This is a genomic window from Streptomyces sp. NBC_00443 (assembly GCF_036014175.1).
Classification (GTDB): Bacteria; Actinomycetota; Actinomycetes; order Streptomycetales; family Streptomycetaceae; genus Streptomyces.
The window spans coordinates 8,502,252-8,515,722 of record NZ_CP107917.1 but is presented as its reverse complement, the minus strand read 5'-3'; the positions used below and the strand labels follow the sequence as shown (position 1 = coordinate 8,515,722).

Here is a 13,471-nt window from a genome sequence, read left to right as displayed (position 1 = left end):
ACCCCGACGGACGGCACGGTGTCAGTCGGCTGACCTCTCGTTGATCAGGGAGCCCTGTCTCAGCCATCGCACGAATGCGAAGACCCAGGTCGCGGAGAGGAGGAGCAACAGGATGAGGGCCAGGAGCCAGGGGGCGGGGCGGGACCAGCCGGCGAGGAGGGCGACGACGGCTGCCGTGACGAGCACGGCTTGGACCGACTTGTAGACGGCGGGGTAGCGGTCGTAGTCCGCCAGGGTGGGCACAAGCACCACGGTGGTGAGCAGCATTACGGCCACGGACCCGCCCATCAGCCGACTCAGGGCGGCTGGTGTCCGGTGATCGGTGGCGTGCTCCACGAGTCCGACCATGCCCGCACCGGCCGCCGCCACGGCCATGGCCATCGGCAGGTGAGTGAAGATCCACGTCGCCAGGGAGTGACCGGACTCGCGAGGCAGCCGTCTGGACACCAAGTCGGCGTAGTTCCACCAGAAGCCGAAGCCGATGGCGAGCCCGAGCAGGCCCGTCGTCGTGACGAGTGTGCTGCGTTCGGTGTCCGTCAGGCCGTTCACGACACCGATGACGACTTCGCCGAGCACGATGATGATGAACAGCCCGAAGCGTTCGACCATGGGCTCGGTCACGACGCCGTAACTCGGCGCTCTGCGCCAGAAGATGAGGATGACGCACTCCACGCCGCACCACGCGACGACGAACACCGCCCAGACTACGAGACGGCCGTCGGCCGACAGCGGTACCGAAGCCGCGATCGCGATGATGCCCGCGACCATGACGATCAGATAGCGGCGGGGCGTCCTGCGCAGCTCCGGTTCGTCCTGTCGGTACACGGAGTACCACTGGTACGTCAGCAGAGCCAGCAGCAGCGCGTACAGGGCCGCCAGGGTGCGGCCGTCGTCGCCGTCGGCGTGGCCGACGTAGACCGCCATGAGGGACAGCAGCAGCATCTGCACGAAGATCAGCGAGCGGGTGTGACCGTCTTCGCGGCCGTGCAGCTCGTAGAAGAGTGTGCCGTTCAGCCAGGCGATCCAGATCAGCCCGAAGACCACTGCGAACGTTGCCGTGCCTCGCCAGGAGAAGTCCTCGGCCAGGGTGTGGGCCGCCTGCCCGACCAGGACGACGTAGACGAGGTCGTAGAAGAGCTCCAGGAAGCTGACGCTGCGACTGGTGTCGACCTCGCCGTGGCGCCGCGGCGGGCGGAAGAGCCATCGGCGGGTACCGGTGCCCAGGGGGACTGCCTCTGCTTTGACAGGACGGGGCTCGGGGGCGCTGTCGGACATGTGCGGCTCCTGTGTGGCGCGGCCGAACGTGGGGCGCAGTGATGGTGACGGCTGCACTCGGGGACATTCATGCCGCGGGCGGCAGAGCCGCCGAGCCGGGCTCCGCTGCCGCTGCTGCGGTCCCGTCCCGCCATGCACTCAGCATATGAACTGATATGAATGCATCGCGTGCAGGACAGGCCCGCGTGTCACACGGGCGAGGTCCGTCCCCCACAGCCACGGTGCACCGTCCACACCTTCCCTGCGGCCCCAGCAGTGCCCGGAGAGGTTCATGAGACGCCTGGATCCCACCGATCCGCCGGCCATCGGCGGCTACCCGCTGCTGGCGAGACTCGGCGCCGGCGGAATGGGGCAGGTGTTTCTCTCCCGCACCGCGTCGGGTCGTCCGCTGGCGCTCAAGACCGTACGCACCGAGTTCGGCCTTGACCCCGGGTTCGAGCAGCGCTTCGCCCGCGAGATCGCCAGCAGCGACCAGGTGCGCTCCCCGTGGACCGTGTCGGTCGTCGACTACAGCCCCGCGGGGCACCGGCCGCAATGGCTGGCCACGGAGTACGTGGCCGCGCCTTCCCTCGCGGACTGGGTGGCCTGCGACGGGCCGCTGCCCGAGTCCGCCGTGAGGGCTCTGGCGGCGGAACTCGCCGAGGGGCTGCGGGCCGTGCACCGGTCGGCAGACAGATCAGTCACGTGACCGAGGACGGCACAGGCCGGGACCTCGGGTGCACCGAGACGCTGCGTCTGCGGGAGACGCACGGAACGTCCATGGTCTTCGAGGCGGTCACCAGCGCCCCCACGGACCGGTCGGCGGGCGTGCTGTGCGCGCGGGGCAACGTCTACACCCTGGCGAAGACCGGCGCCGACACCTTGACCCTGGGGAACGAGGGCAGTCAGACGACAGGGTCACCCTCCCGACTGACCCGCTCCTCCTGACTCCTGACCGGCCGCACACCCCGTCGGCCGCAGGTGAGGGCTGAGGGCCAAAAGGCCCCTCTCCGGTTGCCGGTCAGCGTGGACGTCCCCCTGCGCCGTGAGAACGACGGCTTCTTGCTGGGGGAAGACACCGGGCGGGATGCCCGGGATGGCTTCCGTCCGGGTCGCTTGATAGTCACCGGACGCAGCCCTGCCGCAGTCGCGTGCTACAGCTGCGGAAGCACCTCGCCGGCGATGAGTTCCAGGTGGTCTAGGTCGGTGAAGTCGATCAGTCGGAGGTGGAAGCGGTCGGTGCCGATTGCGGAGAACTCGCCGATCCGGTCGACGAGTTGGGCCGGGGATCCGATGACCGGGTCCTCCGGTGGCAGCGCGCTCTTGACGTGCAGGGGCGCGGCACGCCGTTGCGCTTCTGCGTCGGTGTGGCCGATCGCGACCACGACGCCGGTCGAGAGCACCAGCGGCGGCCGACCGGCGTCTGCCCGGCCGGTCCGTTCGCACGCCTCGGCAACGCGTCGGTACGCCCGGGCAGTCTCTGCCACCGACTTGAAGGGCATGTTGAACTCGTCGGCATACCGAGCGGCCAGCTGCGGGGTGCGCTTGGTCCCGCGGCCCCCGACGATGATCGGCGGCCCCGGCACCTGCACGGGCTTCGGCAGAGCGGGCGCGTCGCGCAGTTGGTAATGGTCACCGTGGTAGCTGAAGTGCTCGCCGGCCGGTGTTCGCCACAGGCCGCTGATCACGGCCAGTTGCTCCTCCAGCCGGTCGAAGCGCTCCGGGGCGGGCGGGAACGGGATGCCGTACGAGGTGTGCTCCCGTTCGTACCAACCGGCGCCGAGGCCCAGCTCGACCCGTCCCCCGCTCATCCGGTCCACCTGCGCCACCGTCACGGCCAGCGGGCCCGGTAGCCGGAAGGTGGCAGAGGTGACCAGGGTGCCCAGCCGGATCCGGGAGGTCTCCCGGGCGAGCGCGCCCAGCGTGAGCCAGGCGTCGGTGGGGCCGGGCAGCCCGGGATCGGCACCCATCGCCTGGTAGTGATCGGCCCGGAAGAACCCCTCGAACCCGCAGGCTTCGACGAGTTGCGCGAAGCGCAGCTGATCCTCGTAGTCGGCGCCGCGGTGCGGCTCGGTGAAGACGCAGATCCGCGCGGTCATCACCCCTCCGTTTCGACCGGCGTGGATATGTCCCGCTCCATCAGCAGCTCGTGCAGATCGGCGGTGCACCGGGCCACTTCGTCCAGGTGCGCGGTTCGGCCCAGCGTCCTCGGCCGGGGAATGGCGATGTCGACGATCTTGCGGATCCGGCCCGGGCGCGGGCTGAGCACGACCACCCGGTCGGCGAGCAGCACGGCCTCGTCTATCGAGTGGGTGACGAAGACGACTGTGGACGCGTTCTCGATGTGGATGCGTTGCAGCTCCACCGCGAGGTCCGCGCGGGTCAGCGCGTCGAGTGCGGAGAACGGCTCGTCCATGAGCAGCACCCGGGGCTCGCCCATCAGCGACCGGCACAGTGCGACGCGCTGCTGCATACCGCCGGAGAGTTCGTGCGGCCGGTACGTCTCGAAGCCGCTCAGTCCGGCCGTCTCCAGCAGCCGGTACGCCCGGTCGCGGTGCTCGGACCTGCGCCAGCCGAAGATCTCCACGGGCAGCAGGACGTTGTCGAGGACGGACCGCCAGGGCAGCAGGGCCGGCCGCTGGAACAGCATGGCGACATCCCGCCTGGCTCCGTCGACCTGTTCGCCGCCGATGGTGATCTCGCCCGCGGTGACCGGCAGCAGCCCGGCGATCAGCCGGAGCAGTGTGGACTTGCCGCACCCGGACCGGCCCACCACCGCCACGAACTCGCCCTCGGCGATGTGAAGTCCGATGTCCTGGAGCGCCGCTGTCGAACCGGACCGGCCGGTGAAGCTCCGGGACACACCGGTGAGTCTGATCATCCGGCGGTCTCCCCATCCACTGGCGATCGCCATGCCGGCCGGTTCGTGACGCCCGGTCAGGCTACCCGGAGCAGGCCGCTCAGCGGTACCTGTCGTCCCGTCTCTGTATCCCCACTGCCGCACATCTGGCCCACAACTGCCGGGCCCTCGTAGGCTGTTGCCCGCACCGAGTGTCATGTCCTCGGCACAGTCGGCGGTCGGAAAGGACAACACTGTGCGCATGAACAGGTTCGCCCGTACGGTCGCCGCGGTGGCCCTGGCCACGGCGCTGGCACTGGTCTCGGGATGTGGCGGCTCGGACTCCGACGCAGGTGCCGGTGACGACGACAAGGCGCTGAAGAAGGTCACCTATCTGACGTCGTTCGGCAACTTCGGCCGGGACTCGTACGCCTGGGTCGCAAAGGACAAGGGGTACTTCGAAGAGGCCGGCTTCGATGTGGAGATCAAGCCGGGACAGGGCACCGGGGGCATCATTCCGGCGGTGGTGAGTGGCCAGGCGCAGTTCGGGCCCATCGACCTGACGGGCGGTCTGCTGCACATGGGCCGTGGCCAGGCGAAGGACTTCGTCGCGGTGGCCGCCATCCAGCAGCACACCATGGCCGCGATCGCCACGACCGAGGGCAACGGCATCGCCGCGCCGAAGGACCTCGAGGGCAAACGGCTCGCCGACACGCCGGGCTCCGTCGTGCGCAACCTCTTCCCGACGTATGCCCGCCTGGCCGGAGTGGACGCCGCCAAGGTGACCTGGGTCAATGGTGAGGCACAAACGCTGATGGGCACGCTCGCCAGCGGTTCGGTGGACGGCATCGGCCAGTTCGTGGTGGGTAAGCCGACCGTCGAGGCGGTGACCAAGAAGAAGGCCGTCCTGCTGCCGTACAGCGACGTGATGCCCGATCTCTACGGGAACGTACTGGTCACGTCCACGAAGATCGCCGAGCGGGATCCGGAGATGGTGAAGCGGTTCACCGGTGCGCTGCTCAAGGGTTTGGAGTACAGCCTCGCCCACACGAAGGAGGCCTCCGAGATCCTGAAGCGGAACGTGGACGCCACGAACCCGGCTGCCGCGGCTGCCGAGTTGGAGTTGATGGCCGAGTACGTGAAGCCGGACGGTTCGGGTACGGCAATCGGGACGGTGGACTCCGCGCGGGTCGCGAGGAGCATCGCGATCCTGGAGGACGCGGGCACACTGCCGAAGGGAATGACCGCTGACCGGATCATCGACTTCGACCTCGTGCCGAAGGGCTGATCGGGCCGCGGGAGGATGGACGGGGAGAAGGATGGGGTGAGCGACCTCTCGAAGCCGCCGCCCGCCCCGGCAGCGGGCCCTGATCCAGTCCCGCGAGCCGGACCGGGACGGCAGCGCAGATCCGGCATCGGCGTCGGCGTCGTGCTGCTGCCGTCGGCCGGGCTGCTGGTCGCGCTCGGTGTGTGGTGGCTGCTCACATCGGCGCTGGAGGTGATCCACCCGGCAGTGCTTCCTCCGCCCGGTGCCGTGCTCTCGGCGTTCACCGCAGCGCCGGGCCGGTTCCTGGAGCACACCGGCGACACCACGGTGGAGACCGTCGTCGGGTTCGTTCTCTCCAGCGCCTGCGGAGTTCTGATCGGGCTGTCGCTGGCGGGCTCGCGGGTCCTGGAGCGAATGTTCACGCCGCTACTGGTCGCCGTGAACGCGGTTCCGAAGATCGCGCTCGGGCCGCTGCTGGTGGGGGCGCTCGGCTGGGGGCAGAAGCCGGTGCTGACCATGGTCTTCCTGCTCTGCTTCTTCCCGATCGTGCTGTCCACCGCGACCGGCCTCACGTCGACCCCGGCGGACCTGGCCGAGTTGGCGCGCTCGCTGGACGCCTCCCGCTGGCAGGCGTTCCGGAAGGTACGGTTGCCCGCCGCGCTGCCGCAGATCTTCGTCGGGCTGAAGGTGGCCATGCCGCTCGCCGCGATCGGCGCGGTCATCGGCGAGTTCCAGGCCGGTGAGAGCGGGCTGGGCTTTCTGATCGTGCAGGCGGGCGGGGTCGGCGACACCGCCACCGCCTGGGCCGCGATCATCCTGATCGGGCTGATGAGCATCCTGCTCTACTTCGCTCTGGTGTTGTTGGAGAGGATCGCGCTGCCCTGGGTGAGGGAAACCACCTCGCGCGGCTGACGGTCCGGCGACGGGTCCTGCGGGACGTTGGGCGTGAGCAGCGTCAATCCCGATCTCGGGCCCAGAGGCGATCAGGGGTGCGGGCTCCGGTGTGGGCGTCGGTGCGGGCGCCGGGGCTCGGCGGGGTGTATCCAGAATGTATGGTTCCGAGACGCCTCAAGGATGATCGTTGGTTCCAGGAGCCACGTCATGTGCTGCTGGCGGTGCCGATCATGATGATCGTGATCGTCACGGTGGTCGACATCCTGGCTCCACCCAGCGTCCACCTCGGGCCGTTCCTGGTGGCCGCGCCCGCCGTCACGGCGTCGTTCGCCGGTCCCCGGACAACCGCGTGCGTCGGCGCTGTCGCCGTAGCGGCCCAGGCCGTGGTCGCTGTCGTGCGTACCAGCATCACCGACCTGAACCACTCCTCTCAGCTGATCATTCTGATCCTGATGTCAGCGTTCGCGACCTCTTTCGCCGCCCGGCGTGAGCGTCATGAAAGGGAACTGAGTCAGCTGCGGTCGGTTGCGACGGCCGCGCAAGAGGTGGTGCTCAAGCCGCTTCCCCAGCGTGTCGGCTCGTTGCGCATCGCGTCGGTCTACCTGGCCGCCGAATCCGAGGCGCAGCTGGGCGGCGATCTGTACGCCGCCGCTCGTACGGCACACGGAACCCGGATCGTCATCGGCGACGTCAGAGGCAAGGGCATGGAAGCCGTCGGAGATGCCGCCCTCCTGCTCGGCGCTTTCCGGGGCGCGGCCCACAGGCAGGCCGATCTTCCGGCGCTCATGACCTTTCTCGAGGGAACCGTCTCATCGGACCTGGACGACCCTGCGGCGCTCGACATCGCGACCGAGGATCGCGGCGAGGCGTTCATCACTGCCGCCGCGCTGGACATCCCGGACGACGAGCCGGTCCTTCACCTGATCAACTGCGGACACCCCTCGCCTCTGCTGCTGCGTCGCGGCCACGTCAGTCCCCTCGAAGTACGCGACCCTGCACCACCCCTCGGCCTCACCGAGTTCGTGGACACCGAGCTGTCCGAAGAAGAGTTCGCCTTCGAGTACGGCGACATCGTCCTTCTCTACACGGACGGTGTCATCGAGGCCCGCGACGGCGCAGGCGCCTTCTACCCGCTCGCGGAACGGCTGGCCGGCAAGGCGGACAAAAATCCCCACGCCCTCCTGGCCCACCTGCGCAAGGACCTGATGCGGCACGTCGGCGGACACCTGGGCGACGATGCCGCCATGGTGGCGATCGAGCGCATGCCGCGGCGCTCCTGAGGACGCGGGTCCGCCGGCGGGCCGGTGCGACTCGAGGGGAACCGCCACTGCTGGACCGGGAACGAGGCCCGCGCGGCACAAGCCACAACCCTGGCTGCCGGCGGTGCGGCGCGAACCGGCACGTACTCCGCCGGCTAGCTCCAGTCGATGTCGGACTGACGCTCCAGCGGCGTCCGATCCTCCAGGGCCTCCGGGGCCACCAGTGTGTCCGCCGCGGTCATCTCGGTGGGGAAGCGCAGGTGGGTCCGCGTACGGATCTCGGACAGCTTGACCTGGAACACCCGGAACTCGTCCAGTTCGAGGGCTTCGGGCACATCCAGGTTCTGCGTCAGCAGGAACGCCTTGCACTTGAGCTTGCCGTCCTCGGAGAAGACGAGCACCTTCCAGAACTCCCGCGGGAGCCTGACGCCACGGAAGACACGGTCGTCCTCGTGGAAGACCGGACCGCCGAACACGCTGACCTTGAGCTCGTCGACACGGACGTCTTCGAAAACCGCGTCCTCGAGGTGGCCCCAGATGCCGTTCCGCCCGCTCTGGTTGAAATCGTCCATCTGCGGAGTGATGTTGGTGTAGAAGAACGAGTCCCTGTTGGCCTTCTTCGCCTCGGGCAGCGAGCCCCACACCACGTCGGCGCGGCGCGCGATGTGGCCGCGGTCGAGTCGGTTGTTGCGGCCCTTGTACAACTCGTTACTGACCTGTGCGGCGGCCGGAAGTCTTGGATCCTTGACGAAGTCGATGCCCGTACGGTCGAGCTTCTTGAGGGTGCCACCGTCGATGTTCCAGGCCACCCAGATGGCGAAGCGTCGCGCCGAGCTGAGGGCCAGCGAGAAGTGCGTGTAGGGGACCACCTCCGACCCGTTGAGCCGGACGGCGTCCTCCTTGATCGACGGGTTGAGCCGCGGGATGCCGATCTGTACCGCGAGGAAGCCCGGGTCGTACCCGGTCATGGTCTCCAGCGATTCGGGGTCCGGCTGTGCGAGGGTGATCTTAAGTTCGTCGAAGACCGCCTGGGGGAAGCAGGCGAGCGCGCGCTCCTCGGGGTCCTCGTCCGACTCACCACCGAAGTGCAGACCGGCCATGACGTCCGTGGACTTGCCGGTGCGGGACGTGAACATCCAGACCGATCCGGAGTCGCCGGGCAGGCTGATCTCGCCGCCGTCCGCCCGACGCCTGGGGTCTGGGCCTATCTCGAAGCATTCGATCTCGCGCACTCCGACCGGCGCGCCGTAGTTGATACTGACGATGGCGAACGGCCTCCTCACCACGCCGTGCGTGACCCCGGTGGTACGGCCGCTCTTGACGACCTTGTCACCGATCTGCGGTTCGCCCAGCTTCGTCGGCGTGACATCGAGATCGAGGATGTCCATGTCGAAATCACGGTCCGTAACCGTCGACACGGCGCAGTCGCCGCCCCGCCCCAGGTGGGCGCGTTGGAGCGTGCCGAGACGATTCAGCGCGATGCGGCTGTCGTCGCCCTTGCCGGGCTGCACGACCACGTCGCCGAGCTCGCCCTTCCGACCGTTCAACACGTGCCAGTTGCTCAGCAGGCAGGGCGAGCCGTCGTTCCTGTCGAAGGCGATGCACCCGAAGGTGCCGGCGCTCACCTTGACGTTGCCGACGCTCACACCGGGACGAATCGGGTTGACGCGCTTCTGCCGCTCGGGCGTCTCACCCTCGGCCACCACGAGGAAGTGCGGCTTGTAGGAGCGCTGGACGACATCCGTCGGCACCTTGACGCCGCCACCGATGTCGATGACCTCGGGGATCTCGGCAGTGCTCAGCTCTTCCAGTCCCTCCGGCCGGACCTTCTTGTCGACCGTGAACTGAAGGGCCAGTTCCTTGCCCTGTTTCCCGCTCTGCTCCTTGTACCCGATACCGATCGAGGACACGTTCGGGTCACTGAGGTAGCCCGGCCCCCGGGTACGGATGAACTGCTTGAGGTCGCCGATCAGCTTGTCCTGGCCTCTTGCGGAGGGCCTGGGATTGGCGGAGGCACGCTTCTTGGCAGCCATGGGAGGCTCCCTTCACGCATGGAGTTCAGGCGTGAGAAGCCGTACCGAAGTCATGGGGATTCAGCGGTGGTTGAACCCGAAGCACACGGCCTGGGCTTCCCGCTCCTCGTGCACTTCCAGAATACGACCGGGGTAACGCACCAGCGCGCCGGGAAACAGGCGAACATTCAACGAAAATGGTTGCATCGCCTACAACTATGAATAAGTTTAACCTGGTTCAGGGGGAATAGGCCGACTACATGAGGCGGGAGTAGTTGCCATGGGCAGGCAGATCAATTACGCCTTTGAAACGTACAGGGCGGTCGCTGACAGCGACCGCGCCGCGGAACTCGCCGCGACCACGTCTCCCTTCCAGATCGAGGTGCGGTTCCTCGGAGGGCTGACAAACAGCCAGAAGAGCGTCTTCGCCGAAGCCGCGGACCGTTGGGCGCGCGTCATAGTGGGAGATCTGGAGACCGCGATCATCAACGACCTCACCGGCAGGGTCGTGATCGACGATCTCCTGATCGACGCCGAGGGGGTGCCGATCGACGGCGTGAACAACGTCCCCAATATCCTCGGGCAGGCCGGCCCGACGCGATTCCGGAGCGACAGCGCGGCCAGCGGGGCGGGACTTCCCGTGAAGGGGCGCATGAGGTTCGACAGCGCCGACCTTGCCCAGATGGAAGAGGAGGGCTCACTCCTCGACGTCATCACGCACGAGATGGGGCACGTACTGGGAATCGGAACCGTCTGGAAGGACTTCGGATTCCTCAAGAACTTCCCCGGCCTCGACCCGACCTTTGTCGGACCCGAAGCCATGAAGGAGTTCGGCAGGCTCACCGGAGAAGGGCCCGAACCGGTGCCGGTCGCCAATGTCGGCGGCCCCGGAAGCGCCGGCGGGCACTGGCGTGAGAGCGTCTTCGACAACGAGCTGATGTCGCCGAACATCGACGGCAGCAACAACCCCCTGAGCCGGCTGACGGTCGCGAGCCTGGGGGACCTCGGATACACGGTCGATCTCGACGCCGCACAGGACTACGAGCTCCCGAATCTTCTCGAGATCGCACGCTCCGGCCGCGTCCCGACCTCGGCGCCGGAGCATGTGGTGCTCCCGACCATCCCGACCCGCGTACCGGCCGAAAGGCCCTGACGGACCTGGTGCTGTGGCGGGGAACGTTCACCGCGCCGCTGTCTTGTGATCGAGGAAGCGGATGCTGTCGGCGGATCAGGAGGATGGAACCGGTGCTGCGGGAGTCGGCATTGCCCAGCGTCACCATACGAGGACTACGAAAACTACGAGGACTACGAGGACATCGGGGGCAGCGCAGCCCGTTCGGATTCGGCCAGGAGGATGCAGAACTCGTTGCCCTCCGGGCCGGCGAGCACGACCCACCCCCAGCCGGTGGGCTTGCGGTGGTCGGCGACAAGGGCGGCGCCCAGGGCCAGCAGCCGCTCCGCGTCCGCGTCCGCGAGGTCTCGGGACGCAGGCACAGATGGAGCCGGTTCTTGCCCTTCTTCGGCTCCGGTATCTCGTTGAAGTGCAGGGCCGGACCGCCCGGGAGCATGATCTCCGTCTCGTCGTCGCCCGGTTCGTCCTCAAGGTCGAGTGGCTGCCCGGTCACCTCGCTCGAGAACCGGGCGAGTTGGTACGCGTCGCCACAGTGACTCTCTCCTAGTGAAGGGACGTGCCGAATCGGCGCGATGTCGCAGGCCGGTTGGCGGACTTCGTGGTCCTCGCGCCGGAGTGATCTCGGCACCAGCACCGTGTCCGCATGGCAGGTGTAGGCCACGAAGACCGGTACGGCCTCACCGGCGAGGGGACTCACCGCGGCCAGGAGCCCCGGGTCGCCCAGGCCGTGACCGGCACCGGCCCCTTACGGGCCGGCGTTCGCCCTGCGGTGCTGCGGGCGCGCGGCGAGGTCTCGTTCAACGGCTGCCATCGCCGGTGACGGCACGGATCCGGGCGCCCATGGAGCATCCCGCTCGGGAGTGGAAGGGGCCACTCCAGGAACCGGCCGGACCGACCGTCATCGGGTCAGAACCAGCCGGTGCATGCGATGGCGCCGCCCGGGCCGTTGGTGCCGCAGGCCCGCATGACGAGGCCGGCGTCGTTCCACTGGGTGGTGTACGCGTCGTTGCCCGAGGTGATGGTGGTGAAGCCGAGCATCGAGTCCCAGGTCTCGCCCCCGTCGGCGCTGCGGTCGACCCAGATCTCGTCGCCGACCGTGCCGCCGATGATGCGGCCCCAGGCGCACTGGGTGGTGCTGCTGTAGCGCAGCTCCACGGTGCGGCCGAAGACGGTGGTCGACTTGGCCGTCCAGGCGCCCGCGGAGTTGGGCTCCGTACCGTCCCCGCAGGACGTGTTGTTCTCCGCGCCGGCCAGTGTGCCGCCGATTTCCGGGTAGTCACCGCAGGACGGCACATCCTTGAGCACGGCCGGACCCTGTACGAAGAGGTTGCTGATCCAGCTGTGGTAATCCGGCAGGAACGACCAGACGTTGTTCACCATGCCGTCGACCGTGGACCGCTCGCCCACCCGCTGGCACAGCACCCGCACCTTCACGGAGATGCCGTTGCCGTTGGTGAAGTTGATGCCGCTGCTCGTGTTCGAGTTCTGCCGCAGGTTGGGCTGGCCCCAAGTCTTGTGGAAGCCGCCGCGGCCGTCCCAGGACCAGACCATCGGCGTGACGCCGGCGTGCGGGCGGAAAGCGCCCTGGAAGCGATCCCAGCGGGCACTGATGTCGTTGACCTGGATGTTCGAGCCCGACTGAGGCGCCTCGACCATCTTGCCGTTGCCGAGATAGAGCGCGACGTGCGTCGGGCCGAAGCCACGGCCGAAGTACATGATGTCGCCGGGCAGCAGAACGCCCGACCCCTGCGACTTCAGGAACTTCGTGTGCGCGTATCCCGGCGCCGCGAAGGTGGCCTGCGTCGTGCGCTCGGTGATGAGGTCCCGGCCGGTCGCCTTGTACCAGGCCCAGCGCACCAGGCCGATGCAGTCGAAGCTCCACAGCTCCGGGTCCGCGTACGAGGCGGGGTCCGTGCGGTCGACCTGGCCCTGACTCGGACCGGGCACTCCCTGTGCGTGACCGCCACCCCAGGCGTACTGCTGACCGACGTACCGGCACGCCACCTCGACGGCCGCTTGCGCCGCCGCGCTCGCACCGGACTGGAGCGGCGCGCACCCCGGGGCGGCGGCCGCCGGAGTGGCCGACACGGCCGGCAGGCCGAGACTCATCACCGTCACGAGCGCGGCCACGAGGAGCCGCACCCGGCGACCCCATGACCGTTCTCCCCACCCCGTTCTTCCAGACCCTGTTCTTCCGGTTTCTCGGACTCTGCGAACTCTGTTGATCACAGGACTCCCCCTGGGCTCGGCGGTCTCCCGCGAACGTACGGACTGCGCCGACCCGCCGGTCCCTGTCATCTGTCAGGATGCGACCCGCCTGCCCGCTCCCTACGGTTTCCAGCGCTTGGACATACGCCCAACAGAGAGGCAGAAACCCATATGCGCAGCATGCTGAAGCGCGCCGCCGCACTGGCCTTCGCGACCGCCACCACGGCCCTGATCGCAACGGGTACCGCGCAGGCCCAGCCGGCCGCCGACTGGGCCGGTTGCCCGTACGGCGCGGTCTGTGTCTACCCGCAGAACCAGAACCCGGCCGTGTCGCCGAGCCACATCTACTGGACCTATGGCGCACACAACCTGAGCAACCAGTACGGCAACCACTGGGTGTTGAACAACCAGTACGACGGCGCGGTTGTCGAGCTGTGCCTGAGCTACAACGCGAACGACTGCACGTCCTCGATCGCGGCGGGCCACGGCGAGTACCGGGACCTGTCGCCCATCAACTCGCTCCACCTGAGGCCGCATTACAACTGACCTGACAGCGGCTGCCCATGTGAATGCAGCCAGTTGGTCACGTTTGCCGATTCCGTCACT

Annotated in this window: 13 protein-coding genes and 1 pseudogene; 8 read left to right on the top strand and 6 right to left on the bottom strand. The window is 68.2% G+C overall.

The window, feature by feature from the left end; translation table 11 throughout:
* Positions 1-21 precede the first annotated feature (21 nt).
* Positions 22-1,275, bottom strand: a complete 1,254-nt coding sequence (locus OHO27_RS38810; RefSeq protein WP_328429607.1) for a low temperature requirement protein A — start codon at positions 1,273-1,275, stop codon at positions 22-24.
* Positions 1,276-1,546: 271 nt separating this feature from the next.
* Here OHO27_RS38810 and OHO27_RS38805 point away from each other — a divergent pair, with 271 nt between their 5' ends.
* Together OHO27_RS38805 and OHO27_RS38800 are read left to right on the top strand one after the other, a co-directional pair.
* Positions 1,547-1,963, top strand: a complete 417-nt coding sequence (locus OHO27_RS38805) for a protein kinase domain-containing protein (RefSeq protein WP_328429606.1) — start codon at positions 1,547-1,549, stop codon at positions 1,961-1,963.
* A complete protein-coding gene (locus OHO27_RS38800) occupies positions 1,960-2,202 on the top strand; it encodes a hypothetical protein (RefSeq protein WP_328429605.1) in 243 nt (80 codons plus the stop codon). The genes OHO27_RS38805 and OHO27_RS38800 overlap by 4 nt, the downstream gene beginning before the upstream one ends.
* A 206-nt stretch (positions 2,203-2,408) precedes the next feature.
* Here OHO27_RS38800 and OHO27_RS38795 read toward each other — a convergent pair whose 3' ends face one another.
* Positions 2,409-3,353, bottom strand: a complete 945-nt coding sequence (locus OHO27_RS38795) for an LLM class F420-dependent oxidoreductase (protein ID WP_328429604.1) — start codon at positions 3,351-3,353, stop codon at positions 2,409-2,411.
* Positions 3,353-4,135 carry an ABC transporter ATP-binding protein gene (locus OHO27_RS38790; RefSeq protein WP_328429603.1) on the bottom strand — a complete coding sequence of 261 codons (783 nt, stop codon included), beginning with the start codon at positions 4,133-4,135 and terminating at the stop codon, positions 3,353-3,355. The genes OHO27_RS38795 and OHO27_RS38790 overlap by 1 nt, the downstream gene beginning before the upstream one ends.
* Positions 4,136-4,355: 220 nt before the next feature.
* On the opposite strand from OHO27_RS38790, the gene OHO27_RS38785 reads away from it, so the two are divergent.
* The 3 genes from OHO27_RS38785 to OHO27_RS38775 all read left to right on the top strand — a co-directional run bounded on the left by OHO27_RS38785 (position 4,356) and on the right by OHO27_RS38775 (position 7,534).
* Entirely contained in the window at positions 4,356-5,381 is a 1,026-nt protein-coding gene (locus OHO27_RS38785; RefSeq protein WP_328429602.1) for an ABC transporter substrate-binding protein, read from the top strand.
* A 36-nt stretch (positions 5,382-5,417) separates the two neighbouring features.
* A complete protein-coding gene (locus OHO27_RS38780; RefSeq protein WP_328429601.1) occupies positions 5,418-6,272 on the top strand; it encodes an ABC transporter permease in 855 nt (284 codons plus the stop codon).
* 140 nt (positions 6,273-6,412) lie between these two features.
* Entirely contained in the window at positions 6,413-7,534 is a 1,122-nt protein-coding gene (locus tag OHO27_RS38775) for a PP2C family protein-serine/threonine phosphatase (RefSeq protein WP_328430677.1), read from the top strand.
* A gap of 134 nt (positions 7,535-7,668) precedes the next feature.
* Here OHO27_RS38775 and OHO27_RS38770 read toward each other — a convergent pair whose 3' ends face one another.
* Positions 7,669-9,546 (bottom strand): DNA/RNA non-specific endonuclease, encoded by a 1,878-nt coding sequence (locus tag OHO27_RS38770; RefSeq protein ID WP_328429600.1) that lies wholly within the window; start codon positions 9,544-9,546, stop codon positions 7,669-7,671.
* Between the two features lie 259 nt (positions 9,547-9,805).
* Between OHO27_RS38770 and OHO27_RS38765 the strand changes: the two genes are divergently transcribed.
* Positions 9,806-10,678: a leishmanolysin-related zinc metalloendopeptidase gene (locus OHO27_RS38765; RefSeq protein ID WP_328429599.1), complete on the top strand. Its 873-nt coding sequence runs from the start codon at positions 9,806-9,808 to the stop codon at positions 10,676-10,678.
* Between the two features lie 152 nt (positions 10,679-10,830).
* Here OHO27_RS38765 and OHO27_RS38760 read toward each other — a convergent pair.
* Positions 10,831-11,222: pseudogene (locus OHO27_RS38760) on the bottom strand (VOC family protein).
* 78 nt (positions 11,223-11,300) lie between these two features.
* On the opposite strand from OHO27_RS38760, the gene OHO27_RS38755 reads away from it, so the two are divergent.
* Complete coding sequence (locus tag OHO27_RS38755; protein ID WP_328430748.1) at positions 11,301-11,477, top strand: hypothetical protein; 177 nt, start codon at positions 11,301-11,303, stop codon at positions 11,475-11,477.
* Between the two features lie 86 nt (positions 11,478-11,563).
* Here OHO27_RS38755 and OHO27_RS38750 read toward each other — a convergent pair whose 3' ends face one another.
* Complete coding sequence (locus OHO27_RS38750; RefSeq protein ID WP_328429598.1) at positions 11,564-12,799, bottom strand: NlpC/P60 family protein; 1,236 nt, start codon at positions 12,797-12,799, stop codon at positions 11,564-11,566.
* Between the two features lie 237 nt (positions 12,800-13,036).
* Between OHO27_RS38750 and OHO27_RS38745 the strand changes: the two genes are divergently transcribed.
* Entirely contained in the window at positions 13,037-13,411 is a 375-nt protein-coding gene (locus OHO27_RS38745) for a hypothetical protein (RefSeq protein WP_328429597.1), read from the top strand.
* Positions 13,412-13,471: the final 60 nt, after the last annotated feature.

Coding starts and splice junctions, on each gene's coding strand:
- OHO27_RS38810 (WP_328429607.1), bottom strand. CDS start 1,275: ATGTCCGACAGCGCCCCCGAGCCCCGTCCTGTCAAAGCAGAGGCAGTC.
- OHO27_RS38805 (WP_328429606.1), top strand. CDS start 1,547: ATGAGACGCCTGGATCCCACCGATCCGCCGGCCATCGGCGGCTACCCG.
- OHO27_RS38795 (WP_328429604.1), bottom strand. CDS start 3,353: ATGACCGCGCGGATCTGCGTCTTCACCGAGCCGCACCGCGGCGCCGAC.
- OHO27_RS38790 (WP_328429603.1), bottom strand. CDS start 4,135: ATGATCAGACTCACCGGTGTGTCCCGGAGCTTCACCGGCCGGTCCGGT.
- OHO27_RS38785 (WP_328429602.1), top strand. CDS start 4,356: ATGAACAGGTTCGCCCGTACGGTCGCCGCGGTGGCCCTGGCCACGGCG.
- OHO27_RS38775 (WP_328430677.1), top strand. CDS start 6,413: ATGGTTCCGAGACGCCTCAAGGATGATCGTTGGTTCCAGGAGCCACGT.
- OHO27_RS38770 (WP_328429600.1), bottom strand. CDS start 9,546: ATGGCTGCCAAGAAGCGTGCCTCCGCCAATCCCAGGCCCTCCGCAAGA.
- OHO27_RS38765 (WP_328429599.1), top strand. CDS start 9,806: ATGGGCAGGCAGATCAATTACGCCTTTGAAACGTACAGGGCGGTCGCT.
- OHO27_RS38755 (WP_328430748.1), top strand. CDS start 11,301: ATGGCAGGTGTAGGCCACGAAGACCGGTACGGCCTCACCGGCGAGGGG.
- OHO27_RS38745 (WP_328429597.1), top strand. CDS start 13,037: ATGCGCAGCATGCTGAAGCGCGCCGCCGCACTGGCCTTCGCGACCGCC.